Below are 24,756 nucleotides of genomic sequence, written 5' to 3'. Positions count from 1 at the left end.
GGTGCCACATGATTGGGGACTTTATTAGCGATCAAGAACTTACCTGTATTGCTGACTTCTTCAAAGCTGAATCAGGAATACATCTTAGGGATCATAAAAAGAACTTAGTCTGTGGACGGCTAAATCAAAGACTGAGGATTTTAGGATTAAGTAGTTATGGCGAGTACATTGAGTATCTAAAAATACCCAATAACAAAGGTGAGCGAAACATGTGCATCGACTTGCTGACTACCAATGAAACCTATTTCTTCAGAGAACGTAAACACTTTGAGAAGTTAGCAGAGCTGTTTACCACGTACTACCAAAAGTCTGCACCAGATATTTGGTGTGCGGCTTGCTCGTCTGGCGAAGAGGCATACACCTTGGCCATGTGCACACAGGAGCATTATGGCCACGGGAATTGGGTGGTGCGTGCCAGCGATATTTCTGAGCGGATGCTAGATTTAGCGAAAAAGGCAATTTACCCCTTACATCGTGCTAAAAACATTCCTGATGAATACCTAAGGAAATACTGTCTAAATGGCGTCGGAGAGAAGACCGGCTATATTATGGTGAATGATGAGCTCTATCATAAGGTTAACTTTTTCAAAAATAATCTACTTGTGCCTTATATCGGTGGTAAAGCTGACATAATATTCCTCCGTAATGCACTGATTTATTTTGAAAAAGACGAAAAGGTAAAAATCCTCGAGAATATTTATAGGGCGATGCCGAAGCAAGGTTTTTTGTTTTTAGGACACTCCGAGAGCTTAAATGGCGTGTATGACAAATTTGAGTCAATCGCCCCTGCGGTGTATGCAAAATGTTGATGCCAAACAGAGACGTTGAATCAATATTTTTGCAGCCGGGTAGTTTGGCAATTGAGTCATTTCGTCCAGCAACGCTCAATACCTTGCTGGGGTCCTGTGTTTCATTTGTTTTAGTGTCTAAGCAGCACCAACTAGTTGTTGTCAGTCATATGCTATTGCCAACCACAGAAAAGCCGAATGACGATGAGCCCGCTAAATATGTCGATAAGACTTTTTCGTTGGTTCGCCAATATTTAAAGCGGTTTAGTATCGCTGAGGATTGTGTGGAGATTAAGCTTTTTGGTGGTGGAGAGATGTTCAAAACGTCTTGTTCAGAGACTGTCGGTATGCGAAACATCGAAATGAGTCATAAGCTGATTGACGATTATGGATTTAGGCTTATTGCGCGTGATGTTGGTGGCCCTTATTATCGGAGAATTCAAGTGGATCTCAAGGATGGCTCTTGCCGGGTAGACCGTTTTCATGTTGCGTTATCGAGCAGGAGAGCAACCTGATGTCGAATAAAATTTCTGTCTATATTATCGATGACTCTGCTGTGGTAAGGCAAACGGTCACTGCGATGTTGGAGTATTCGCCTGAAATCTGCGTGACTAAGGTGTTTAGCAACCCTGTCTTGGCGCAGCCCAGCGTGTTGGCAGAGCCGCCAGATGTAATTATTCTTGATATAGAAATGCCACAGATGGATGGTATTACCTTTTTACGCTGGCTCATGGCCAATAAACCTATCCCCGTGATCATTTGTTCATCGCTAACAACCACAGGTGCTCAATTGTCGGTAGAGGCACTCTCTCTTGGCGCATTTGAAATCTTAACTAAACCTGAGTGTGGCTTAAAATCATTTCTTGAGTCTAAACGCGAGCAATTGATTAAAGTGGTTAAGCAAGCGAGATTCTACAGACCAAAGTCCTCTACGGAAGACATAAGCCGCGCGCCTGCTATCAATGTTGCAATGAGCAATACCAACCTTTCCATTAATACCACTGATAAAGTGGTAGCCATCGGCACTTCGACAGGGGGGACGCAAGCGCTTGAGTACATATTTAGTCAATTAGAACCCGAATTGCCTGGTATTGTGGTGGTGCAACATATGCCAGCCAACTTCACTAAAGCCTTTGCTCAAAGGCTAAATGATATTTCAAAATTAAAGATTAAAGAGGCTGAGCATAACGAACGCGTATTGGCTAACCATGTGTACATCGCGCCAGGCAGCCACCACCTTCAGCTTGTTCGTCGTGGCGCATTCTATTACACTCAGCTCAAAGATGGGCCGCCAGTGCAGCGCCATAAGCCTTCGGTCAATGTATTATTTCAATCTGTTGCGAAGCAAGTTAGAAGCAATGCTGTCGGATTTATATTAACTGGAATGGGCGCAGATGGTGCATTTGGTTTGTTAGAAATGAAGAAATCAGGAGCGAAGACTTATGCACAAGATGAGAGCTCCAGCATTGTATTTGGAATGCCAAAAGAGGCCATTAAGTTAAACGCTCACAGTAAAGAAGTGACTCTAGCGGACGTGCCGATGACGATAACTCAATGCTTTTCATAATGTTACTGTTTTGATAAGCGCAACTCTTGATTATGCGATTAAAAGGAAATTAGCTTGAAAGCGACCATATTAACCCGAACTTTTTATCATGTATTGGGTGGCGTTATAGCCATCACGCTATTTGGATGTGCGCCACAAAAAAGGACGGTTTTAACACCCACCGAGCAATTTAACGTTGAAGCGTTTCACTGTGGCGAGCTGTGGATGACAGAGGTCGATGATCTTTTAACAAGTGGCGATGGTAGCGGGCATGGTCCTGATCTTGGCAGTCAAGAATGGCAATCGGTCATTGAGTTTAAACTTGGTGTAAGAAGTTACTCGGATAAGCCCGACCGTAGCACGCAGGATTGGTGTCGCTATATTGACGAGCACATAAAACAACATACCCTACATACACCTTCATTCGCTTGTAACGAGGTGAGAGCAGGAAGTATGGAAGCCGTTATTTGTAACAGTGCGGCGTTGTCTCGACTAGATCGCAAGCTCAATTCTGTGTATGAAAAAATTGTAAAAGAGCCGCATTCGAAGCAGCTTAAAGCCGAGCAAAGAGGGTGGATAAAAGGGCGCAATGCGTGTTGGAAATCTAGCGATAAAACGGATTGTTTGAAGCAATCGTATATTCATCGTATCGCCGAGCTTCAGGCTCGTTTTGCATTAGTAACTAGCTCCGGGCATACGTCGTATCTCTGTAACGATAAGTTATTATCCGTTTTTTACTATGATACTCAGCCACTAAGCATGATCGCAGAATTTAATGACAGTGAAAAGCTGATGTTCATTGATAACTCCGCCAGTGATACTCATTACCGCGATGGCGATTATCACCTTAAAGTACAAAGTAATGTAGCAATATTAACTTGGGGTTATTATCAACAGCCCATCCAGTGCAAAGTTACAGTAGACTAAATTTAGAAGCAGATTAGCGCTTCGAGTTGAAGCGCTAATCACCGGTTGAATGATAGCAAATCTTGTCGAGCATCATGATAATAAACGAGTCGTCTTTTGCTTTTCCTAAGAACTCCATTGCATTAAATTCAAACGTCCCATCAGATTTGACTTCGTATTGAAGAAGAAAATCAAACTTTTCGCCTTCTTCTTCTACATAACCATCAATATTTATGTAGTTTCTGCCCCAATCGCTTGTGAGATAATCCCAAGTGAGTTCGGTAAAAAAATTATTCATAACTTGGCGAAAAGTGTAGTCGCTACACTCTTTAAACGGTGTGTCCTGCATTCGGTCAATTTCTAACTCAGCAGTATAATCGGCATAAGCTACAGATGAGGTGACTAAAAATCCAAGTGCAGCTAGGTTAAGTGAGAGCTGTTTCATCATTTTTCCATTTTTATTTCTGACGCGAAATTGAAGTATATCAAGCAATATGAAATATTTTGTTATTCGAACCAAACTACTTTATTTTTGCCAGTATGTTTAGCCTCATACAAAGCTTTATCAGCATCATTTAAATGTGCTGTAATAGACATTTTTTCCATCTCGGGAAGTACCGCTTTTACACCAATGCTGACCGTGAGATGTATTTTCTCTTCTTCTGACAGTGTAATTTCCAAGTTGGATATAGATTCTCTGATGGTCTCAATCAATGCGCTAGATGATCCATGTGTGGCATCAAGTAACACAAATGCAAACTCCTCACCTCCCATTCGCGCGGTAAAATCATCACTGCGTAGCGCATCCTTTATGGTGTAAGCAATCAGCTTAATGGCTTTGTCACCAGCATCATGACCGTAGGTATCATTAATAGACTTAAAGTTATCGATATCTACCATACCAATTAAATAGGGGAAGGATATCTCACCAACTTCGGCGGCTTTTTCCATAAAGGCACGTCGGTTGGGCAGGCCTGATAAGGTGTCGGTCATTGCGAGTTCAAGCAGTTTGTTTTCTGCTTCTTGGCGCTCTTTATCGAGTTTAACCGCATAGTATAAACCCGCTAGAGAATCGACCAGTGGTTGTAAGAATTTTGCATCTTCTTCGGTATAGTCAAAAAACTTATTTGCAAGTCCTATCATACCGACCAATTCGCCATTGAGCTTTATCGGCAGCCCCAAAAACTTAGAGATCCTTGGGTGTCCTTTTGGCGTGCCTTTCGACGCAGGGTGCTTGCCTCGTTCATTACTAATGACGGTTTTCCCTGTCAGGATAACCGACCCGAACAGATTATTAAAATCAGTAAAATAAAGATCGTTATCATAATACCGCTGTACCAATTGAGAGCTTAGATCATTCCACTGCATTTCTGAAATTGCATGGATAAAGAGCCTTGGCACACCGGCGGTATGCTCAAGCTCGCCGATCAGCGCAAATTGGCTATCCGCAATGTCGATGAGCTCTTCTAGAATTTCACGGCATGATTTAGACAGATCACCTGTCTTTAAATAGGCTGACTGTGCTTTACTGATAAAAGACAGTAATTGTTTTTGTTTACGCTCTTGCAACTGTGCTTCCATCCGGTAGGTAATATCCCGGTGAGTACCAGCAAGGCGCAGTGCTCTGCCGCTATTATCGCGTTCAACCACTTTGCCATAGGTTTCAATCCATACCCAGTGGCCATCGGCATGTTTCATTCTATAGGAAGTGGTGTAGGCGTCGGTTAACCCTTGTAGGTGCTTGGCTAGGTCTCTTTCTACGTGACTACGATCGGCTGGATGAATAAGTTGGCGGAAGTAATTAACGCTGGTCTCAACGTATTCAAATTCAATTCCAAGCATATCACACCACTTTTTATTAACTTTGTTGATATCTGCTGGAATATTCCAATCCCATGTACCTAGCTCCGAGGCTTCTAGTAACAGGCGCATCTGTCGGTTTGTCTCATTGAGTTTGTCTTCGGTGTACTTTTGCGCAGTATTTTCGGTAATAAAAGCCTGAATGCTTGTCATTCTGCCGTCGTGGTTAAAGTGCGCCACGGTGATCATACGGATCCAGATCTGTTTTGAGTCTAATGCCATCTCTAGCAAAATTTCAGACGCCTCTAAACCATCCAAGTGGTTTTGTAAGTTAAAATGAAATTTCTCAACACTTGGCTCGGTGAGTAAGTCTTCAAAATGCAATTCTCCGGAGCATAAGTGGAAAGCGTCAATACCAATTACGCGTTCAATATTCGGAGAAACCGTACGAATGCGCAGCCCATTATTATACTTCCACTTAATTAACACGATCGGTGAAAAACGGATTAACTCTTGATCTTCGAGGTATAACGAATAGTTCTTTTGTAGCTCTAAAATATTGGTGATAAGACCGCTAATCGTCTCGAGTAAATGAACATCTCGCTCGGCATAATTTTTCGGTTTGGTATCGATTAAACAGACGCCACCGATAGGCTTGCCGTCGAGTCGAAAAGGTACACCCAAGTATGAGCGAATGTAGGGCTCGCCAGTAACCAGTGGGTTATTGGCATAGTTTTCATCCAAGGCGGTATCTGGAACAAGTAAAGACTTGTTATGTTTGATTAAGCTCTTACAAAAAGCATCTTGCTCCGGTGTCTTGTCGGCTAGGATCCCATGTCTGGCGATCAGATGTTGCCATTGCCCTTCAATTACGGTGACTAAAGTAATTGGTACCTCAAAATAATCAGAGAGAGAGGTGAGTAGCGTATTGAGGTCGGCGAGCGGAAAGCTTGATTCGACTAAATCTTGTGTTAATTCAACTTTTGCAAAAGTATCCACGCCTACTCTCCATTATTTAAAAATGCAGCAAGTTGAGTGGTATTACTTTGTATCTCGTGAGGTAGTGCGGTATCGAGTAACTTTTCCAACTGAATTTCTAGCTCTATCTGCTTTCTTGGCAATAAGGATTGCTCAATGTTATCCAGTACAAACAGATAGTTATGGGTCGGTGACGGTAATATTTTATAGTTTCTGAAAACGTCTTGAGCCGCAGCTGCCAATTTCGCTGTGGTGAGTTCGCAAGTTGGCAACGCATAGTAAGTGAGAACGGGGTTTATCGAGTAACATAATAGCAGCTCGGTGATAACTTCATAGACGTTAATTTCGTCTGTTACTTCGACTTTTTCTATCGTGATCAGATAGAACTCCTCGTCTTTTGGATTGCTACGGATCTCACATCTCAAAACACCAAGAGGAGTGTGGTAGATGCCATTACCACTAAAGCATGCCGAGAACTCCGCAAGAATCTGAGATTCTATGTCTTTGCTGAGATTATGCTCGACAACTTGGCCTTCATTATTGATTAATACCCGTGGGCAATCACGCTTTTTTAGTTGTTCCTGTAAAACCGTTTTAAAATAATTATTATTGTATACGTCTATTGCTGCATTAACTTCTTCGAGTAATTTGTCGTTCTCCCATGGTTTACACAAAAACTTATGCGCAACCTTGCTGTTAATCATATCAATAAGCATATCGGAGTCGGTATAACCGCTAAGAATTAGGCCAATTGCACCAGGGTTTATTTTTTTGGCTCGTTTTAGAAAATCTCCACCATTCATTAGCGGCATTCTAAAATCAGAGATAATAACCTGAACGGGGTGCGTGTCTATGTACTCAAGAGCTTCAAAAGGATTATCAAAACTGACAACCTCTACCGAAGGCAGCCGTATGACTCGTTTTAACGCCTTAAGTATTGACGTTTCATCGTCTAATATCAGTACTTTGTAACTAACTAAAGTATTTGCTTCTGAGTTCATAGAAAAGCTCCAACCAATCTTGGCTCTTTTGATCAAAAAAGGTGTTGATCACCGTCTGATTGACTTCTTTATTGGTGATAGTGTCTATAAGCAACAATAGCTTAGTGGCATTGCAATCTGAGCTACCCGTTTCTAGGGCATTAATGAGCGCATACAATTGATCTGTGATGGCTGACTCGTAGCCAATTAATGTGGCTGTATAAAGGGCGATATGCAATTTCTCGATATAGCAACTCTGTGGGGAATGACATTGACTTTCGGTAATAAGCTGAGCTATTTCTGAGCCGAGCTCGCCAAGAAATAATAAGGATTGAACAAAAACAACGCGCTCAGAGTCAATTGAGCCGTCATGTAGCTTATGTACCAATTCCTTAAGTAATTTGACCTTTCTAAAATTAATATCGCTTAACTGCTCACAGTTCGCGATATCATATCTGGCTGCAACCATATTGTGATAACACACAGAGACAATAATTACAGACACTAAATCCACACCGAGCGTCTTAATTGCGGTAGAGAGGGAGTATTGCTTTGTCGATAATCCCACATAAGCACTGTTACACAGGTGGAATAATTTAGCTTGAATGAGCACCTCTTGTTCCAGCATTGCTTCAAGCTTGTGAAAATCTAAATCAATGTCTTCAATTTTACTTAGCAAGATAGGCAATTCGTTTTCAATGAAAGTTTCATTTAGGGCACGCTTTATTGCTTCACTTAATGGCAGCTCATTGAGTCGATAAAAAGCGGTGATCACATCATCGAATTCTTCTCTTCTAAATGGCTTAGCGACGATAAAGGTAGCAGAAATTGAAGACTTACACAGTACCTTGCCTGTGGTATCGCCGGTTAACAACACGGTGAGGACTTGTGGATAACGGCGCCTCACGATATTGATTAATTCAACACCGTTAATCGATGGCATAAGGTAATCACTCACTAATATGTCGATGCTTGCTAACGTATCTAGGGATTCTATGAATTGTTTAGGTGATGAAAAGGTCAATATTTCAGCTCCTTCCATGCTGATTTTGAAGTGGCGGTGGAGCGACTTCAACATTAACTCATCGTCATCAACGAGCACAATCCGTGGCACTTGGCTTTTAATAGACATAGTGAGTAAACTCCTCAAGCAAAACAGGTTTTCCGATGAGATATCCTTGTACTTCATCGCATTTTAACTGCTCTAGAATTTCAAGCTGTTCCACGGTTTCTATACCTTCAGCGACAACTTTTAATTCAAGGTCGTGAACTAATCGAATAACATTTTGGACAAGATCTCGAGCTGATTTCGAACTGTCGATGTTTTCAATCAGGCTTTTGTCAATTTTGATAACATCCACTGGCAATTTTGAAATATAGCCCAATGAGGAATAGCCCGTACCGAAGTCATCGATGGCAATGGAGAATCCGATTTCTTTTAATTGTAGTAATTTAGTTTTAGCTTGCTCGAGATTTTCTAAAACAAAGTTCTCGGTGATTTCTAACTCGAATTGTTCGGGTTTGAGCGAATACCTTTCAATAATCGAATACATGGTTTGTACAAAGCAGGGATCGGAAAGTTGATAAGGTGAAACATTCACTGCAACTTTTTGGATCTCAAGTTCTTCCTTTTGCCATTCGCACAGTGCGATACACGCCTGCTCAAGCACCCAAGTTCCTATTTTGACTATTTGTCCGTCTTTTTCTGCTAACGGAATAAAATAATCTGGTGAGTTAGCGCCAAACTGGGTGTTCTTCCAGCGAATTAACACTTCACAACTATTGATTGAATGTTCATTTAAATTAAGCTTAGGCTGGAACCTTAGATAAAACTCATCATTATCAACGGCGTTAAATAATGCTTCAGAGACTTTATGCTCATTTAGTTTTTCTGAAAGCAGTGATTGCGAATAACGCATATAGAAATCAGTGCGTGACTCGCAAACAAATTGGGTATAGATAACTAAGCTGTCTATTGCTTCCGAGAGTGGCTGCTCAGGCTCAATCATGGTGTACGAGACAGAGAACTTGATTTGGATATTTTTGCGAATGAAAAATTGTTTAATTGAGTTGATTAACTCATCTAAAAACTTGTGTACCTCAATTTCACTTTGTACTGAATCTAGCCAGAAAATGGCTTGATCAAAGCTGATTTCAAGCATCGAAAAATGAGTCGCTTCGCTCAATAGAGCATGATCTATGATTTTTTTAAACGTATCAGAATATATTGGGGTATTGGAAATAATATTCTTAACCAACAAATCTCGAATTTTCAGGCAGATCATGACAGAGTTATCGGTGCGATTGATATGTTCGAGAAAGCCCAGTTTGCTCTGATAGAAGTTAGGATATTTATCCTGCTCGCTGGAGAGGGGTTTAATGATAAGTAAGTAGCTGGATTCTGTTTTTAGCTTGAGCTCAACTTGGCATAACACCCCTGAGCTTTTTAGTGTTGCAATTCTGCGCTCGGTAAAATCATCAAGGCATTTATCACTTTCAAAATTAAACAGCTGAAAGAAATTGCCTTTATTGGCCTCGTTAAGCACTAACTCCGTGTAAGCGTAATTACAGTCAATGACATTACCTATGGTATTTACTTCGACTAAAGGCGCATTATTGTTACGCAGGATTTGGGTTTTTAATTCGTTTTTGTGATGGTTTGTGAGTGCCGCTTCTATCGTTGTGTACAGCTCTTCGTTATTCCAAGGCTTGGATAAAAACTTAAAGGTATTATTCGCATTGATCAGCGACTTCATATCGTCATAATCAGCTTGCCCACTGAGCACGATGCATTCAATACTGGGATCATGCTTTTTCACTTCTTGGATAAGCTCTTGGCCATTCATGTTGGGCATTCTGAAATCAGTAATAAGCACATGAGGTTTGTGCTCTTGTATCAAACTGAGCGCTTGTCTCGGGTCATCGGTATATACCACTTCATAATGCTGTAAACGCAGAGTGCGTTTAAGCGACTTTAGAATATCAATTTCATCATCAACCAACATGATAGGTGCATTCATAGCTACCCCTGTATTAGCGCATTAATTTTTTCTAACAGAATAGAGTTATCAAACGGTTTAGAAAGGGCATCGTTGGCGCCCATCGCTTTAGCCTTTTCAAGTTCTACATCATTTAACGCAGAGACCACCAAAATCTTAATCGCTTTAAATTCTTCTTTTTCGCGGATAAATGAGATCACTTCAAAGCCATCCATTCCCGGCATGGAAAGATCGAGCGTGATTAAACTTGGTTTAAACTCAGAGATGGCAATGCCAGCCATAAAGCCATCCCCAGCTTCTTGTATCAAATAATCGTTGCCTATCACTCGTCGTATCGCTTTTCTATACTGGGGCTCGTCATCAATGATAAGCACCTTAGCTAAATCCCGTTCTTTATCAGAGTGTAGTCCACTTTCTGCGATTTGATAGTCGCTAATAAAGTCTTGCGAAAGGGGGATTTTGTGCTTGTTTAAAAAGGATAAAAAGTCTTCAAGTAAGACACGGTAGTTACCGCGTCCAGGAAGCTTATGACCTTTTAATTCGCCATTGGCAATCCAACGACTCACACTGCGTTGGTGTACGTTACAGTAACTGGCGATTTCGCTTGGTTTAAGTGTTTGCATAGTCTTTTTGCTTTAATTCTCTTACCTATTGGTATAGCACAAGAAAACTAATAAGACAAAAGCGACATTAGAGACAAAGAAAATAGAGTATGTTTATGAGCTAAAGGTATCAAGGCGGGGAGCCTTGATACCATCATGAATGTATAAACCTATAACACCATCGCGGCTATCCAGCCGAAGCAGAGTAGTGGGACGTTGAAGTGAATAAATGTAGGCACCACGGAATCCCATATGTGATCGTGCTGGCCGTCGGCATTTAAGCCAGAAGTGGGTCCAAGTGTGGAATCTGATGCAGGAGAGCCCGCGTCGCCTAGTGCACCTGCGGTTCCCACCAAGGCGGCGGTAGCCATAGCAGAAAAGCCAACTTCTAGAGACAAAGGTACAAATAGCGTGGCAATGATTGGCACGGTTGAAAATGAACTGCCAATTCCCATGGTAATAAGTAAGCCAACAAGCAAAATCATCGCAGCGGCAAGTGGTTTATTATCGCCAACAAAATCGGCACAACTTGCTACTAAACTTGCCACATCACCCGTTGCTTTCATGACGGAGGCAAAGCCTTGAGCAGAGATCATGATAAAACCTATCATTGCCATCATCGCCACGCCTTTACTGAAAACATCGGAGTTTTGTTCCCATTTCACAATACCAAAGAGGCTAAAAATCATCACGCCAACGAGCCCACCTAATATCATTGAGCCACTGTTATTTTGTGCAATAAGAGAAGCCAGCACCGCAGCGCCGCCGACAATCATCACTTTAGTTGCTTCTTGGCCTTCAGGTACTGTGTTTGACTGAGTACTTTGCTGTTGACTCACCTCATAAACTCGCTTTTTACGATAAGTAATGAAAACGGCAATCAACAGGCCAATCAGCATACCAAGCGCAGGGATCACCATAGCGTATGGCACGTCGAACTTAACCAATTCTAAACCATTATCTACAAGGTTTTTATGCAAAATAGAGTAAAGATAAATGCCACCGAATCCATATGGCAACACCATATAACTGGTCGCTAAGCCAAACGTTAAAATACACGCAATCGCACGGCGGTCTATCGTCAGCTTGTTCAGTACGACTAATAGCGGCGGAATGAGGATCGGAATAAACGCAATATGGACAGGCACAAGGTTTTGCGAGGCAATCGAGCAAGCCAAGATGATGACCATTATAAACATGCTTAAAAACGTTGAACCTTCGCTATCATTGGCATTAACCAATTTGAGCAGCTTTTGCGCGAGGATTTGAGTTAAGCCAGACTTTGAAATAGCAACTGCAAACCCACCTAACATGGCATAGCTTAAGGCTATTTCTGCGCCGCCAGATAGCCCATCATTAAAGGCGTTTAAGGTTGTCTTCAAATCTAACCCGGCCACTAAGCCCGCAGCTATTGCACTGACGGTCATGGCGACAATTACATTTATTCTAAAGAGGGTTAACCCCAGCATGAGCAAGACGCCCAAAATAACAGCATTCATACTATTTTCTTGCCTTTCTTTTTATTGATTTATACAACCTCTTCAACTCACCAAGCTCAAGTTTATTAAGTGGTTTTTGTTGATACTGTGATTTTTCAATTAATTGATAAAACTGCCAAAGCGACGCATCTAACTCTGGAAATAACTTACATAACTCAACAATATGTTGTTTCGCCGTAGTGCCACTTAGCTGCCCTTTGAAATCGGACACTATAGCATTGTAATAGACAAGTTCGATAGGGCGTTTATGCCGAGTAAGCTGCTTGCTAAGGTAAAATAGCGCAATTGAGAGCAAAAGCAGCATAAACAGAGAAAATATTCCGGCCCAAAGCTGACCATTACTCCCAAACCACTCTTTAAACAGTGCGCCTTGCTTTTCTTTGTCAAAATTAATGACGACGCGAGTCCACTGATAGTCAAGCTCCTCGAGCTGCAATCGCAACCAATTAATAGATTGCCAATTAGACAACCCAATTAAGCTGTAGCCCAAACCGCTTTTGAACTCGCTCGATAATTGTTCAAACTGAGAAAGACTCCCTGTCATGCGCTCTGGGGCAATCCAGGCGGTTGGGTCTAAGCGTTGCCAGCCAATTCCCGGCGTAAAATACTCAACCCAAGCATGTGCGTCATATTGATAAACGCTGTAATAGCCTTGATCGTCATTTTTTTCACCGCCCAGATAACCAGATACCAAGCGAGCTGGGATACCCGCGCTGCGCAGTAGAAATGCCGCGGCAGAGGCGTAGTGACCGCAAAATCCATTAAACGAGCTAAATAAAAAGTCATCAATCCTATCATCAGATTGCGCTGTAGTTGGTGTTAGGGTATAGACGAAACCATTTTGCAAAAAATAGCGCTTCATTAATTCAATGAATTGGATCGTTGTTGTTGATTGACTATCCCAATCGCGGGCCAGCTGCCTTGCCTGTTGATTAATGCCGTCAGGTAATGCGGTGTTACGCCTATAATACCAAGGCCTTAACGAATCTTGGGGTTCAAAGTCAGTGAAATCGATTTGATACTCGACAGGTTTTGCTGATAGGTTTTTCAAATAGACCGTGCCAAACACGTTACTATTCAACTTAGCGTTTTTCGAATAAGAGTATGACAGGCCGTACAACCAGGGAAGTTGGCTTGGCTGCGCAATAATGGTTGCTGCACCGTTCGGGTTTTTGGGCAACGCTCTGACATTGGTACCTTGATACTCAGAGACTTTCCATTGCCGTCCGTCAAATTCATCATGAATAATTGCACGCCAATAGAAAGGTCCAGTTTGTTGAGTGTTCTCAAATGACGCCCTAAACACCAAGTCGCTGGACTGGGATAAGTTTGCGATATTGAAAGGATCTACATTCTCAGATAATCCTGTTTTTGCTTGATTCTGCGGTGCAGGTAACTGCCAAAATGCCGGGAGTTTTGGTAAAAAAACGACTAATAAGGTAGCTACAGGCAGCACCAATATCAATCCCTTTGCGCTTACCTTAAGCGCAGATTTGAACCTTAGGTTTTGCTCGAGATTAAGCATGATAGCTAAATTAACAGCCAGCAAAATCAATACTAGAAATGCTGCAAATATACTTTGTGTAAAAAGAAATAAGCACGGATAAGTAAAAAAATTCAAAATACATATTTGTGTAAATTGGCGAGCTTGCGTGGCATGCACTTGTTTCAGCAGCGATGCAACCAACATCAAAGCCACAAAAACATTCACGCTGTTTTTTATACCTATTAATGAGGCCGTCGCAATGGCGCCGAGTAAAGTGACCAAGTTAATAAAACGAATGCTTAACACGCTTGGTTTAGTCACCAATCTTGATGCTTGCCACAGCGTTAAAACGGTACATAACCCAACAAAACCGACACCAAAATCATCGACAAGAATAATGCTCAGCAGCCATAAAAATAGTGATGTGCTGTAGTACCATTTTGGGAAGCTAGAATTCACTTAATGCCTCCAAGCAACTTAGTTTATGGGTTTCACCTTGACCGAACGGGATCCTGTTTTGTTGCAATAACAGGGCATAACTTGTTTGTTGCTTGTCGGCGTCAAGCACCATAGTACAAAGTTTACTCAGACGTTCTTCTTTGCTGCCTGAAAGCTTAGAATAATCGAAAATAATGCGGTGTAAATCGGCCGACTCCGGTGCATTCTGTTTAATTAACATTTGGTCAGTCTTGGCGTAATGCTTCCAAGAAACGCGGCTTAAACTCATCCCTTTTTGATATTGCGAAAGATGGTCGAACTCAACTGAACGCTCTTTCTGTTGTATGCTTTGGCTAGTATTCGAGGCACTGCCGAAGCTAAACTCTGTGTCTATAACGGGCAATGGAGTAGGGTACACGTAGAAAGCATCGTTTGGTTTTATATACGACCAGGTACGAATAAGGCCAAATGGGAAGTAGCTGAGGATTTTAATTACCCCCGTATCATATACGCCACGAGGTAATTCAGGGGCACTTAGCTCGAGAACTTTTTCATCACTCACTTTGGAAATATGGGTAGCCGTTTGGTTGTATTCACTTGAAAGCCTGAGTGATTGGATCTCTGCGCTAGATGAAATACTGAGTCTAATAGATGAACTATATGGGCTAAAATTAGCATTGCTTCCCAAATATCGGACATTTGTATTGTTCAAGTTAAAAAAACCTAAAAATAGGGCGGCTATCATCATCACAGCCATAATGTAGGACACTGCAAGGATTAGATTATTCTGATAGTTGATCCCCAATACAAAATTAAGCAAAGCCACAGCGATAAAAAAACCGCCATCCTTAGATGGCAGTATGTAGATATTATTATGAGATAATCGTATTTCTGAGCGTTGATGTCGTTTATAAATATGCTGCTTAACTTTCCGTTTCAAGCGGTTAATCATGCTTAATGTACCGGTACGTTTTGAAAGACCTGTGTCTTAACTTCTGCTTCATTAGTCGTGGTAACGCCAAGTCGATGGGCACAGACTGAAGTGAAAACGGCTTGAACATCATCGGGGATCACGAAATCTCGACCACTAATAAACGCATATGCACGACTTGCGGCTGCAAGCGCGATGCTAGCTCTTGGCGACAAAGGATCGCTAAATTGACCTGAGCTGCGTGTGTAATTAACTAAGCGAAGGATGTAATCAATAATAGCGTCACTTAGCACAATGTTAGGCACAACTTGTTGATACGCCAACAGTGTTTTGCCATCGATCACTTGTGGTGCTTGAGTCAGTTTTCTCGCTTTTCCAGCTAATTTAATTAACTGCGCTTCTGCCATTTCCGAGGGGTACCCCAAGCTTATACGCATAAAAAAGCGGTCGAGTTGTGACTCAGGCAGTGGATGCGTGCCTGATTGATGCTGAGGATTTTGCGTTGCAATCACAAAAAATGGGCTAGGGAGCTCATGGCTCACGCCATCGACGGTTACTTGATGTTCTTCCATGGACTCCAACAAGGCACTTTGAGTTTTTGGGCTTGCGCGGTTGATTTCATCGGCCAGTAAGACTTGGCTGAAAATTGGACCAGGATGGAATTCAAAAGTTTGATGTTCACGGTTAAAAATGGAAGTACCGGTAATATCAGCTGGGAGCAGATCGCTCGTAAATTGCACTCGACGATATGTCAGACCTAGCACATCAGCAAGAGAATGAGATAGCGTCGTCTTACCCATACCTGGTAAATCTTCGATTAGAAGATGGCCGCGACACAAAAGACTGCAGATCGCGAGCTTTATTTGTTCAGGCTTTTCTAAAATAACGGTAGAGAGCGCATCGGTAAGTTTCTTTATCTCTTCATTCATGTAACCAGCTCTAAACGCTTCATTACCGAATCCACTTTATGTGCATTGAAAGGTTTAGCGATAAAGCCCTTAGCACCAAGTTCCCAAGTATTTTGAACATTCTCCATACTATTATGGCCAGAGCACATGATGACATGGGCCACAGGAAAATTTTCGTTGATGTAGGAAAGAATTTCGGTGCCATCTGTATCGGGAAGCTCAATATCTAAAAAGACAACACTGGGTTGTTTATGCTTTAGTAGCGGCTTTGCGGAATCAAAGTCTTCACAACCATAAACTTCTTCAAACCCTAAGTTCTCCAAAATCTGTGTCAGAAAATCTCTGATCTCAACAGCGTCATCAATTATCAAGATTGGTTCTAGCGGTCTTACAAATTCCATATGTCGATACTTCAAATTACAAATTCAACCACATACTATAAAAAGCGAAACCATAGCTCAATAGAAAATACAGTAAACTTTCATTAATGTCCGATACCGTCTAGTATTGGACATTAATAGGTGATTTATTTAGCTCCTTGATACTGCTAATACTGGGATTAATTACATCCCATAATTTATATTATGTTAAATAAAGTAAATTAAAAGAGAGACTATCTTACTCTCTTGTACAATCAAAATTTCGCTGGATCTTATGGGCTACTTTTTGACGTGTTTATCCGTTTTCGAATGTAGAACTGACACTGCTGTTTCTAATGCTACGTCCTCACCATATTTGTCCATGTCGCCAGCTACGAGTATATTTGGTTCGAAGTCTTCACGAAAATTACCATTTACGTGATATAAGCGTTCAAATCCAACTTCAACCCAAGCGTCACTTTGAGCAAGGTCGAGACGTTTGATGCCGCCAAGCAAATCAGCCATCGGTGCGCCAATTACTGCGTCCGCACCCAAAGCATCAAAGCCAATTGTCATGCCTTCTCCAATACTGCCGGTCCAGCGCCCAGCAAGTACAACAAACGGTACCTTTATTTGTTGCTTTGCTGGTTTAGTGAACGCGTCTTTTAACTCTGCTTTGTTGAATTGTACAGCTTTCGTTTGCGTACGGTACTTTTGATACACGCTTGGCGCAGCAGTAAAATGTCCAAGTATGGGTTCTGCGACACCTGTATTCCCGCCGCTGGGTGTATTTCTAAGGTCAATAACATAACCTTTCACTTTACCTAAGGATTTTAATGCTGCTTTAAACTCATCAACAGTTTGGGTGTTGCCCATGGCGTTATTAAATCGAATATGACCAAATTCATCTATTTTTGCGTAGGATACTTTAGGTCCATTGCCTAGCGCATTTATTGCATCGTAACTTGCGGCAAGTTCGACAGTGACTAATTTTGTATCCCGTTGGAATTCAATTTCTCGTTTTTGATAACGTTTCCCTCCTAACGCAATATTCAGTGCGTAACTCTTCTGAGCCTTATTTAATTGACTCAATGGCACCTGCATTACGTCTTGTATGGCCTCCGGTATTGTATTGCCATCTACCCTTGTCACTTTATCTCCGGGTTTTAGTCCTTTAACGTCTGCATCGCTGCTACGTTTTACGTCAATGATAAGTGCGCTGTTATCGTTAAATTCGACATACATATCTGCACCCGTTGGATACACGCTGTAATCCTTTTCATTTAATGGACCAAGATTGAGATGCGGATCTGTGAAGTGGCGTAAATATGCTTGGCTTAAATCAATAAAGGCTTGCTTAGAATCTAAATTATTTAACTTATTCTCAAATAGTTGCCGGGTTTGCTGGTAACCTTTAAAGTCATCTAGATACGCGTAATGGGTTTGCAAGTTATGATCGAGCTCTTTCCAAGCATCCAACGCGCTAAAAGCCTCAGCACTTGCAGCAAAATTTGGCGTTAGAAGGAAGCTAGCACATAAAAAAACATTTAATTTCATATTTTTATGTCCTTGTTGTTATTATTTAATCCCAGTTATTTCATGCTAATGAAGCGCTGCGCTAAATGGAATGCGCTTACATATATCCGCTTCTGCAATGAGAATTTCTTCTAGGCGGTTATCTATCGTTAATTTGTCGAAATACTCGTAGCCAAGCTCTACAAAGAGATTTTTGTGTTTTTCTTCTGATTTGGCAATGGCAACATAAAAATCTTTCTCTTTGCCTTCAGGAAGCGCTTCTGCAACTAAAGAAAAACGTTCATGGCCCCTAGCCTCAATTACTGCGCCAATCAGTAATCTATCAATTAAATATTCGTCAGTGCCTTGGCGGAACAATGCGCGCATTTGCTTTATATAGGGGTCTTTTTGATCGTTCCCAAGTAGTGTACCACGCTCGGTTAAGATCTTAAGTACCTGTTTAAAATGGATCATTTCTTCTATTGCGAGATCAGCCATCGCTTTTACTAGCTTGATCCTGTCTGGGTAATGACCAAGCATTGCCATCGCCATTCCAGCTGCTTTTTTTTCTGCAGCGGCGTGGTCTTGAAGAAAGGTATCAAAGTCGGCTAGGACTTTTTCAGTCCAGCTAAAAGGTGTGTGATATTTTAATTCAAACATAATTCTATCTTGTATATACAGCTTGTAGTGAGTATAACAAACTCACGCGCTCGAGCGAACTTGCATACTAAAGAGCGCGGTGTCTTTATCTGCTTTGCCATTACGTGTCGATTCCACTTTATTGGAGTGTGAAAACCACTTCCATGCAGTTACTTTACCACCGATATTGACATGCGGGATGATCACTTTTTCTTGAGTCACGCCTATAAATTCGGCAAGCGTTTGCTCGGCATCAGCGGCGGTTAGGTTGACCGTAATAAAAGGAATATCATTCATTTTGGCGAATCTAAGCACCCTATCATGATGCTTGTAATAACAATCTTGCCAATAACCATCATCTTCAAAATGTTTGTCAAAATCAGGAAAAGTTTCCAAATAACAACGCTTAATGGTGTCGTTAAAGCCCCCTCTTTGTGACAGTAAGTTTTCTTTCATTGCCCTCATCAAACGCTTAATTGAGGGAAGCCATTGCTCAAATTCTCGTGTTAACTGGATTATTTTGGCTTCAGGATATAAAGCATATAATTTTTCATAATCAGCGAAAACGGGTGTGTCAGCAATAAATTCAGCGCAGTCTAATGCTTGCCTTGTGTATGCCGTGTGTGCTGTTTTGTATCCAGCACCTAATGCGGCAATACACAAACTTGTTGTGCCCGTTCGTGGTAAACCCGTTACCAAAAATTTGTGTTTTGTCATAGTTAGATAAAGTAATACACGAGGTTAAATGACGCTAAAATAAGTATTACTCCATATGTTGTCGCCATCGCTACTTTTCTGATTGAAAAGTTAGTTTTACCGAGCGCAACATAGTGTGCAATTCGAGAAAACAAAAAAGCAATGCCAAAAGCATGAAGTAGGTATGGGTTGATTTGTTGAGTTTCGAGTAACAACATCATTAACAGTACGAAAGGTGTGTACTCAATAAAGTTGCCGTGGATCCGTACTGCACTTTGCAGTTCATCGATACCGCCATCTCCTAGCGATACTTTGTGTCTGTGTCTGAGTGATATTATGTTAAAACTGAGTTTAATATAGATTAGTGCCAGCAATGCCGCATATAAACCGGTGATCATAAAAAGCCCTCCAATGGAGGGCTTAGTGTATAAGTTTAATTAGTTAACAGCTAGTATTACTCAATTAAGTAAACAGCATAAACTTCCGCGTTTAATGTAATTGCACCTGTGTTATACGCATTTTTGTATGCGCCTTGATCTGCTTCCATCGCCATTGCCGCAGAGCGCACGTAAGGCTGAACTGGCGCTTGCATTGGTTGGAATGAAACTGAGTACAGTTTTGCCAATTCAACATCAAACTCGCCGGCTAGCTCTTTAGCTGCTTTCTTTGCATCTTTGATGGCGGCTTTTTTGAGGCTTTGCAAATACTTGCCTTCATTTTCAACACCAAATTCCGTGTTATTGAACTGATTGATGCCGCTGTCTACAAACTCTTGAAGTAACTCTGGGTATTTTTTGATGTCTTTAAGCTTCACAGTCAAGCTTCGGCTCACACGAAAACCATCAAACTCTTCTTCATTTGATTCGCGATTGTAGCGTGTCTGTCTGTAGACATTCAGCTGTTCTGCGTGAATATCGTCTTCTTTAATATCGAAGCGTTTTGCGATTTCGATGGCCTTAGCCATAATCTTATCGACGTTTTCTTTAGCTGTGGGCAACGACTTTTGCTTTTCGGTAATGGCAACGCGGATGGTTGCAATATCGGGTTGTACTTGAATAAATGATGTGCCTTTAACATATAAATGCGGCGAGTCAGGCAATGCGCCTGCAAAGCTAAATCCAGATAAACATAATGCCAGTAAGCCAGTTAAAATTCGCATCTTTTGCTCCTAAAATGTGATACCTGCATATTCAAGCATATTTCAATTAACAACTACTGAATTGGATTTCAGGGTAACAAACTTTAACAAAATGTGCGGTTGTCACTTTGAGAAGTCATATGTAACGCTCTCAAACTTAGACTTACGAGTGATTAATAAATAAAATCGCCGCCAATGTGAGTTGGCGGCGATTTCTGTTTTAGCTAAGTAAAAGTAATTAGACGCTACAGCGTTTGTAGTTTCTATACTTAGGGAGCCAATAGTTTTTCTCTATCGCTGCCCAAATTGCGTCGTCTTCCATTTCAAGTGCAACGCCCTCTTCCATTGCTTTTTTAGCAACTGCAAAAGCAATACGTTTACTCAACGGTTCAATTTCAGTTAGTGCTGGTAGTAGACTACCTTTGCCGGTGTTAGCACGTGGTGATGATTCTGCAAGCATTTCGCTAGATACCATCAACATGCTATCTGTAATACGGTTCGCTTTAGCGGCAAGTACACCAAGACCGATCCCAGGGAAGATATAACTGTTATTACATTGCGGTATGATGATTGTTTGCTCACCATGTACAACCGGTTCAAATGGGCTTCCCGTAGCAACAATTGCTTGACCATCAGTCCACTCAATCACATCTTTTGGATGCGCTTCAACCTGGCGTGATGGATTACTCAATGGGAAAATAATTGGCTGCTCGCATCCTGCATGCATCGCACGGATCACTTGCTCAGTGAATAGACCCGCTTGACCTGATACACCAATTAAAATGTCTGGTTTTGCACAGTGCATTACATCTAATAAAGATGCAAATTCACCACTGTATGTCCAATCCGCGAGGTTTGCTTGTTGTTGAACTAGCGCTTCTTGGAAATCTCTTAGCCCTTCCATGCCTTCTGTCAGAAGGCCAAAACGGTCCACCATAAACACTTGGCTTCTCGCTTGCTCATCGGTTATCCCTTCTGAAATCATTTGGCTAATAATTTGCTCTGCAATACCACAGCCAGCAGAACCTGCGCCTACAAACACCACTTTTTGTTCAGAGAGCTTTGCCCCTTTAACACGGCAAGCGGCTAACAGCGAACCCGCAGTAACCGCAGCGGTACCTTGGATATCATCGTTAAAGCTACAGATTTCATCGCGGTAACGTTTCAATAGTGGCATTGCGTTAGGTTGTGCGAAATCTTCAAACTGTAACAGCACATTAGGCCAACGGCGTTTAACCGCTTTAATGAATAGATCTAGGAATTCGTCATATTCAGCTTGGCCGATACGTGGGTGTCTTGCGCCCATGTACATTGGGTCATTGAGTAGCTTCTCGTTGTTTGTCCCTACGTCAAGCATTACAGGCAGCGTGTAAGCTGGGCTGATCCCACCACATACGGTGTAAAGTGCCAGCTTACCAATAGGAATACCCATACCACCAATACCCTGGTCGCCAAGGCCTAAAATACGTTCACCATCTGTAACCACGATAACTTTTACTTTGCCTTTAGTGGCATTTCGTAAAATATCGTCGATTTGATAACGGTCTTCATAAGAAATAAACAAACCACGAGAGCTGCGATAGATATCAGAAAACTTCTCACATGCATCACCTACAGTTGGGGTGTAGATGATTGGCATCATTTCTTCTAAATGATCGCGTACTAAGCGGTAATACAGCGTTTCGTTGTTGTCCTGAATGGCACGCAGGTAAATGTGCTTGTTTAGGTTGTCGCTAAAGCTTGAATATTGCTGATAACAACGCTCGACTTGCTCTTCAATTGTTTCATAACGAGGAGGTAGTAGTCCTGCTAAGTTGAAATTTTCACGCTCGCGTTGAGAGAATGCACTCCCTTTGTTAAGCAGTGGTGTTTCTAATAGTGTAGGACCTGAATAGGGAATGTAGAGATAATTTGGATCGGTTTGTTTAGTCATATTTACAAGCTTGACACTAATTTTTTAGTCTAAGGGTTCATTATTGTCGAAAAGGATTAAATTACAATGAATTTAGTGCTCATCAGACCATTATTAACGCGCTCCAGAGCACGTTAAACGCATTTTTCTGGAACGCAAAATTATAGCCTAAAAGCACTTAAGAAACCACGGCTTATTCGCTGCTTTCGCCAAGTGCAACACCTTCTCTTCTTGGGTCTGCACCACCGATTAAATGTGTTCCACGAACCTCAATGGCATGTAGTCCAGAGTTTAAGTCGCGGATCTGTACTTCATGGCCTTTTTTCTCTAAGTAAGCCGCTTGTTTTGTCAGCTCAGTGCCTTTTTCCAGCGTTGTATACTTATTGCGGTTGGTGATTTTTGGTAAATCAATCGCAGCCTGCACAGATAATCCCCAGTCCAGTACACCAACTAAGGTTTGAGCAACATAGTTGATAATACGGCTGCCACCCGGTGAGCCGACTATCAATTTAAGCGACCCATCTTTGTTAAACACCATTACAGGCGCCATAGAACTTCTTGGGCGTTTGTTTGCTTCTACCCGGTTAGCGACCCATTTATCCCCTACTTTTGGAGAAAGTGCAAAGTCGGTTAATTGGTTATTGAGCAAATATCCGTTGACCATCACCGTTGAGCCAAATGCCATTTCAATCGAGCTTGTCATAGAAATGGCATTACCCTCTGCATCTACAATCGATACATGGCTAGTCGAAGGTAATTCATAACTATCATCCATAGCATAAGCGAGTGTACCCGAAGTTGGATCGCCTACTGGAAAGTCGTGATTATCCATTTCACCGATAAGTTTGCTACGGCCTAATAGATATTGTTCGTTAAGCAATGCTTTTGCTGGCACTTCAACAAAATCAGGATCCGCAACGTAAAAATCTCTATCGGCAAACGCTAGGCGAGATGCTTGAGTAAAGAGGTGCAAGGCTTCAGGGTCATTTGCCTTATACTTACCTAGGTTGTACGGTTCCAGCAGCTTCATCATTTGCAAAACGGCAATACCACCACTGCTAGGCGGTGCCATAGAGCAAACTTTATATACACGATATTCCGTACAGATAGCGTCTCGAGTTTTGCTCTTATAATGTTCTAAGTCGCTCAGCGCCAATTTTCCAGGTGCGATTTCAGACTTTTGCACAGCTTCTACTAATTGGGTGGCATTTTGCCCTTCATAAAAGGCTTGGATCCCTTGTGTTGCTACTTTGTAGTATAGGTTTGCCAAAGGCAGATTCTTTTTAAGGGCCCCTGGTTGTAGTGCTTTACCATCCGGATAAAAATACTCTTTTGCGGGACTGAGCTTTGTCAAACCTGGGTTGAGTTTTTTCTCAAGCAGCATATTTAAACGTGGAGAGACGATAAATCCGTCTCGAGCTAATTCAATCGCTGGTTTGAATAATTCCTGCCATGGCAGTTTACCGTATTTGTCATGTGCTGATTTAAACGCGTGTAGAATACCAGGCACACCAACAGAGCGACCGCCCACCACAGCCTCAATCCATCTAACCGCATTACCCGTATCATCTAAAAATAGATCAGGACCTGCAAGTTTTGGTGCAGTTTCTCTTCCATCAAAACTAATTAATTCATTGCTTTTCTTGTCGTAGTGCAGGATAAACGCCCCGCCACCCACGCCCGAAGATTGCGGCTCAACCAAAGTAAGCACAAGTTGAGTCGCTATCATGGCATCAACCGCACTTCCCCCTTTTGAGAGCATTAATTGACCTGCTTTACTCGCATAGGGGTTGGCAGCAACGACCATGTACTTTTCTGCGGTGCGTGCTTCTTTAGATTGGAAGCCGGTTGCGGCTTCCGGCTCTCTAATTTCGATTTTTTGTTGCTCAGCTAAGGTGTTGGTTGAAAAGCTGAATGCGGCAATCACGGTTAGTGATGCAAGTGTATGTTTCATAATACCCACTTTGCTTACGTCTTATATTTGGCATCATAAAAGCAATTAGGCACAATATGCAAAAATAATAACGTGAAATCGTATGTTTGAACTTCCAACGAACAAAGAATATCTCATTGGCCCTGTGTCTTTGGCGATATTGTCAACAATACTGATGTTGTTCGGGCTTGGCCCGCACTTAGATTTTGACAGAAATGCGATTGCTGAAGGTGAATTATGGCGGATTTTGAGCGGCCAGTTTACCCATAGCAATTGGTATCACTTGATGCTAAACCTGCTTGGTATCTTATTTATTTGGCTATTACATGCCGAGTATACAACACTAAGAAAATATTGGCTGAATGTGCTTTTCCTTGGCCTCTTTACTGGACTCATGATTTTACTATTTTCGCCAAACATTGTTGTATATACAGGCTTGAGTGGCTTATTACATGGGCTTATCGTATGGGGAGCACTTGAAGATATTAAGCGCAAGCTAACAACTGGATATCTGTTGTTTATTGGTGTGTGGGCAAAGGTATGTTGGGAGCAATATGCGGGTGCAAGCGCAGATGTAGCCAAACTGATAGACTCGAGAGTCGCCATTGAAGCACATCTATTTGGTGCGGTTGGTGGTGTGGTTTTAGCTGTTATCTATTTATTTTTTAAAACAAAAAAGCCAGCTTAAGCTGGCTTTTTATCC

General features: G+C 41.8%; 23 protein-coding genes. 5 read left to right on the top strand and 18 right to left on the bottom strand.

The window, feature by feature from the left end; genetic code table 11:
• Positions 1 to 8 precede the first annotated feature (8 nt).
• The 4 genes from NH462_RS16095 to NH462_RS16080 are packed head-to-tail and all read left to right on the top strand — an operon-like array spanning position 9 to position 3,261.
• Positions 9 to 809 carry a CheR family methyltransferase gene (locus NH462_RS16095; RefSeq protein ID WP_253106631.1) on the top strand — a complete coding sequence of 267 codons (801 nt, stop codon included), beginning with the start codon at positions 9 to 11 and terminating at the stop codon, positions 807 to 809.
• Entirely contained in the window at positions 803 to 1,303 is a 501-nt protein-coding gene (locus tag NH462_RS16090; RefSeq protein WP_232288046.1) for a chemotaxis protein CheD, read from the top strand. The genes NH462_RS16095 and NH462_RS16090 overlap by 7 nt, the downstream gene beginning before the upstream one ends.
• On the top strand, positions 1,303 to 2,355 hold the full coding sequence (locus NH462_RS16085; RefSeq protein ID WP_253106629.1) for a chemotaxis response regulator protein-glutamate methylesterase: 1,053 nt from the start codon (positions 1,303 to 1,305) through the stop codon (positions 2,353 to 2,355). The genes NH462_RS16090 and NH462_RS16085 overlap by 1 nt, the downstream gene beginning before the upstream one ends.
• A 54-nt stretch (positions 2,356 to 2,409) precedes the next feature.
• A complete protein-coding gene (locus NH462_RS16080; RefSeq protein ID WP_253106627.1) occupies positions 2,410 to 3,261 on the top strand; it encodes a lysozyme inhibitor LprI family protein in 852 nt (283 codons plus the stop codon).
• 34 nt (positions 3,262 to 3,295) lie between these two features.
• On the opposite strand, the gene NH462_RS16075 is transcribed toward NH462_RS16080, so the two are convergent.
• From NH462_RS16075 to ggt, 18 genes are all read right to left on the bottom strand, one after another.
• A complete protein-coding gene (locus tag NH462_RS16075) occupies positions 3,296 to 3,685 on the bottom strand; it encodes a hypothetical protein (RefSeq protein ID WP_010604750.1) in 390 nt (129 codons plus the stop codon).
• A 62-nt stretch (positions 3,686 to 3,747) separates the two neighbouring features.
• Positions 3,748 to 6,039, bottom strand: coding sequence for a diguanylate cyclase (locus NH462_RS16070; protein ID WP_253106625.1), 2,292 nt, complete (start codon positions 6,037 to 6,039; stop codon positions 3,748 to 3,750).
• A gap of 2 nt (positions 6,040 to 6,041) precedes the next feature.
• Positions 6,042 to 7,019, bottom strand: coding sequence for a response regulator (locus tag NH462_RS16065; RefSeq protein ID WP_253106623.1), 978 nt, complete (start codon positions 7,017 to 7,019; stop codon positions 6,042 to 6,044).
• The gene (locus NH462_RS16060; protein ID WP_010372833.1) at positions 6,991 to 8,130 is read right to left on the bottom strand and encodes a response regulator; all 1,140 of its coding nucleotides are present in this window, start codon (positions 8,128 to 8,130) and stop codon (positions 6,991 to 6,993) included. Before NH462_RS16060 ends, NH462_RS16065 begins: the two co-directional genes overlap by 29 nt.
• Complete coding sequence (locus NH462_RS16055) at positions 8,120 to 10,018, bottom strand: EAL domain-containing protein (protein WP_253106621.1); 1,899 nt, start codon at positions 10,016 to 10,018, stop codon at positions 8,120 to 8,122. Before NH462_RS16055 ends, NH462_RS16060 begins: the two co-directional genes overlap by 11 nt.
• A gap of 2 nt (positions 10,019 to 10,020) precedes the next feature.
• Positions 10,021 to 10,620, bottom strand: a complete 600-nt coding sequence (locus tag NH462_RS16050; protein WP_010372839.1) for a response regulator — start codon at positions 10,618 to 10,620, stop codon at positions 10,021 to 10,023.
• Positions 10,621 to 10,769: 149 nt separating this feature from the next.
• On the bottom strand, positions 10,770 to 12,098 hold the full coding sequence (locus tag NH462_RS16045) for a Na+/H+ antiporter family protein (RefSeq protein WP_253106619.1): 1,329 nt from the start codon (positions 12,096 to 12,098) through the stop codon (positions 10,770 to 10,772).
• A 1-nt stretch (position 12,099) separates the two neighbouring features.
• A complete protein-coding gene (locus tag NH462_RS16040) occupies positions 12,100 to 14,043 on the bottom strand; it encodes a DUF3488 and transglutaminase-like domain-containing protein (RefSeq protein WP_253106616.1) in 1,944 nt (647 codons plus the stop codon).
• On the bottom strand, positions 14,033 to 14,962 hold the full coding sequence (locus NH462_RS16035; protein WP_253106614.1) for a DUF58 domain-containing protein: 930 nt from the start codon (positions 14,960 to 14,962) through the stop codon (positions 14,033 to 14,035). Before NH462_RS16035 ends, NH462_RS16040 begins: the two co-directional genes overlap by 11 nt.
• Before the next feature lie 14 nt (positions 14,963 to 14,976).
• On the bottom strand, positions 14,977 to 15,882 hold the full coding sequence (locus tag NH462_RS16030) for an AAA family ATPase (protein WP_253106613.1): 906 nt from the start codon (positions 15,880 to 15,882) through the stop codon (positions 14,977 to 14,979).
• On the bottom strand, positions 15,879 to 16,262 hold the full coding sequence (locus NH462_RS16025) for a response regulator (RefSeq protein WP_010372856.1): 384 nt from the start codon (positions 16,260 to 16,262) through the stop codon (positions 15,879 to 15,881). The genes NH462_RS16030 and NH462_RS16025 overlap by 4 nt, the downstream gene beginning before the upstream one ends.
• Positions 16,263 to 16,520: 258 nt before the next feature.
• Positions 16,521 to 17,777: a S41 family peptidase gene (locus NH462_RS16020; RefSeq protein ID WP_253106611.1), complete on the bottom strand. Its 1,257-nt coding sequence runs from the start codon at positions 17,775 to 17,777 to the stop codon at positions 16,521 to 16,523.
• 45 nt (positions 17,778 to 17,822) lie between these two features.
• A complete protein-coding gene (locus NH462_RS16015; RefSeq protein ID WP_010372863.1) occupies positions 17,823 to 18,395 on the bottom strand; it encodes a tRNA-(ms[2]io[6]A)-hydroxylase in 573 nt (190 codons plus the stop codon).
• Between the two features lie 42 nt (positions 18,396 to 18,437).
• On the bottom strand, positions 18,438 to 19,091 hold the full coding sequence (locus NH462_RS16010; protein ID WP_010372865.1) for a sulfotransferase family protein: 654 nt from the start codon (positions 19,089 to 19,091) through the stop codon (positions 18,438 to 18,440).
• Between the two features lie 2 nt (positions 19,092 to 19,093).
• Positions 19,094 to 19,468, bottom strand: coding sequence for an MAPEG family protein (locus tag NH462_RS16005; protein WP_010372867.1), 375 nt, complete (start codon positions 19,466 to 19,468; stop codon positions 19,094 to 19,096).
• A gap of 56 nt (positions 19,469 to 19,524) precedes the next feature.
• A complete protein-coding gene (locus tag NH462_RS16000) occupies positions 19,525 to 20,229 on the bottom strand; it encodes an SIMPL domain-containing protein (RefSeq protein ID WP_010372871.1) in 705 nt (234 codons plus the stop codon).
• Between the two features lie 217 nt (positions 20,230 to 20,446).
• The gene (locus NH462_RS15995; protein ID WP_039495863.1) at positions 20,447 to 22,141 is read right to left on the bottom strand and encodes an NAD-dependent malic enzyme; all 1,695 of its coding nucleotides are present in this window, start codon (positions 22,139 to 22,141) and stop codon (positions 20,447 to 20,449) included.
• 172 nt (positions 22,142 to 22,313) lie between these two features.
• Positions 22,314 to 24,074: a gamma-glutamyltransferase gene (gene ggt, locus NH462_RS15990; RefSeq protein WP_253106609.1), complete on the bottom strand. Its 1,761-nt coding sequence runs from the start codon at positions 24,072 to 24,074 to the stop codon at positions 22,314 to 22,316.
• Between the two features lie 82 nt (positions 24,075 to 24,156).
• Here ggt and rrtA point away from each other — a divergent pair, with 82 nt between their 5' ends.
• Positions 24,157 to 24,741: a rhombosortase gene (rrtA, locus tag NH462_RS15985; protein ID WP_253106606.1), complete on the top strand. Its 585-nt coding sequence runs from the start codon at positions 24,157 to 24,159 to the stop codon at positions 24,739 to 24,741.
• Positions 24,742 to 24,756 lie beyond the last annotated feature (15 nt).

Source organism: Pseudoalteromonas sp. OANN1 (assembly GCF_024124685.1).
Taxonomy (GTDB): Bacteria; Pseudomonadota; Gammaproteobacteria; order Enterobacterales; family Alteromonadaceae; genus Pseudoalteromonas; species Pseudoalteromonas piscicida.
Note: the sequence above shows the minus strand (reverse complement) of the source record. Positions and strands in the feature narration are given on the sequence as shown.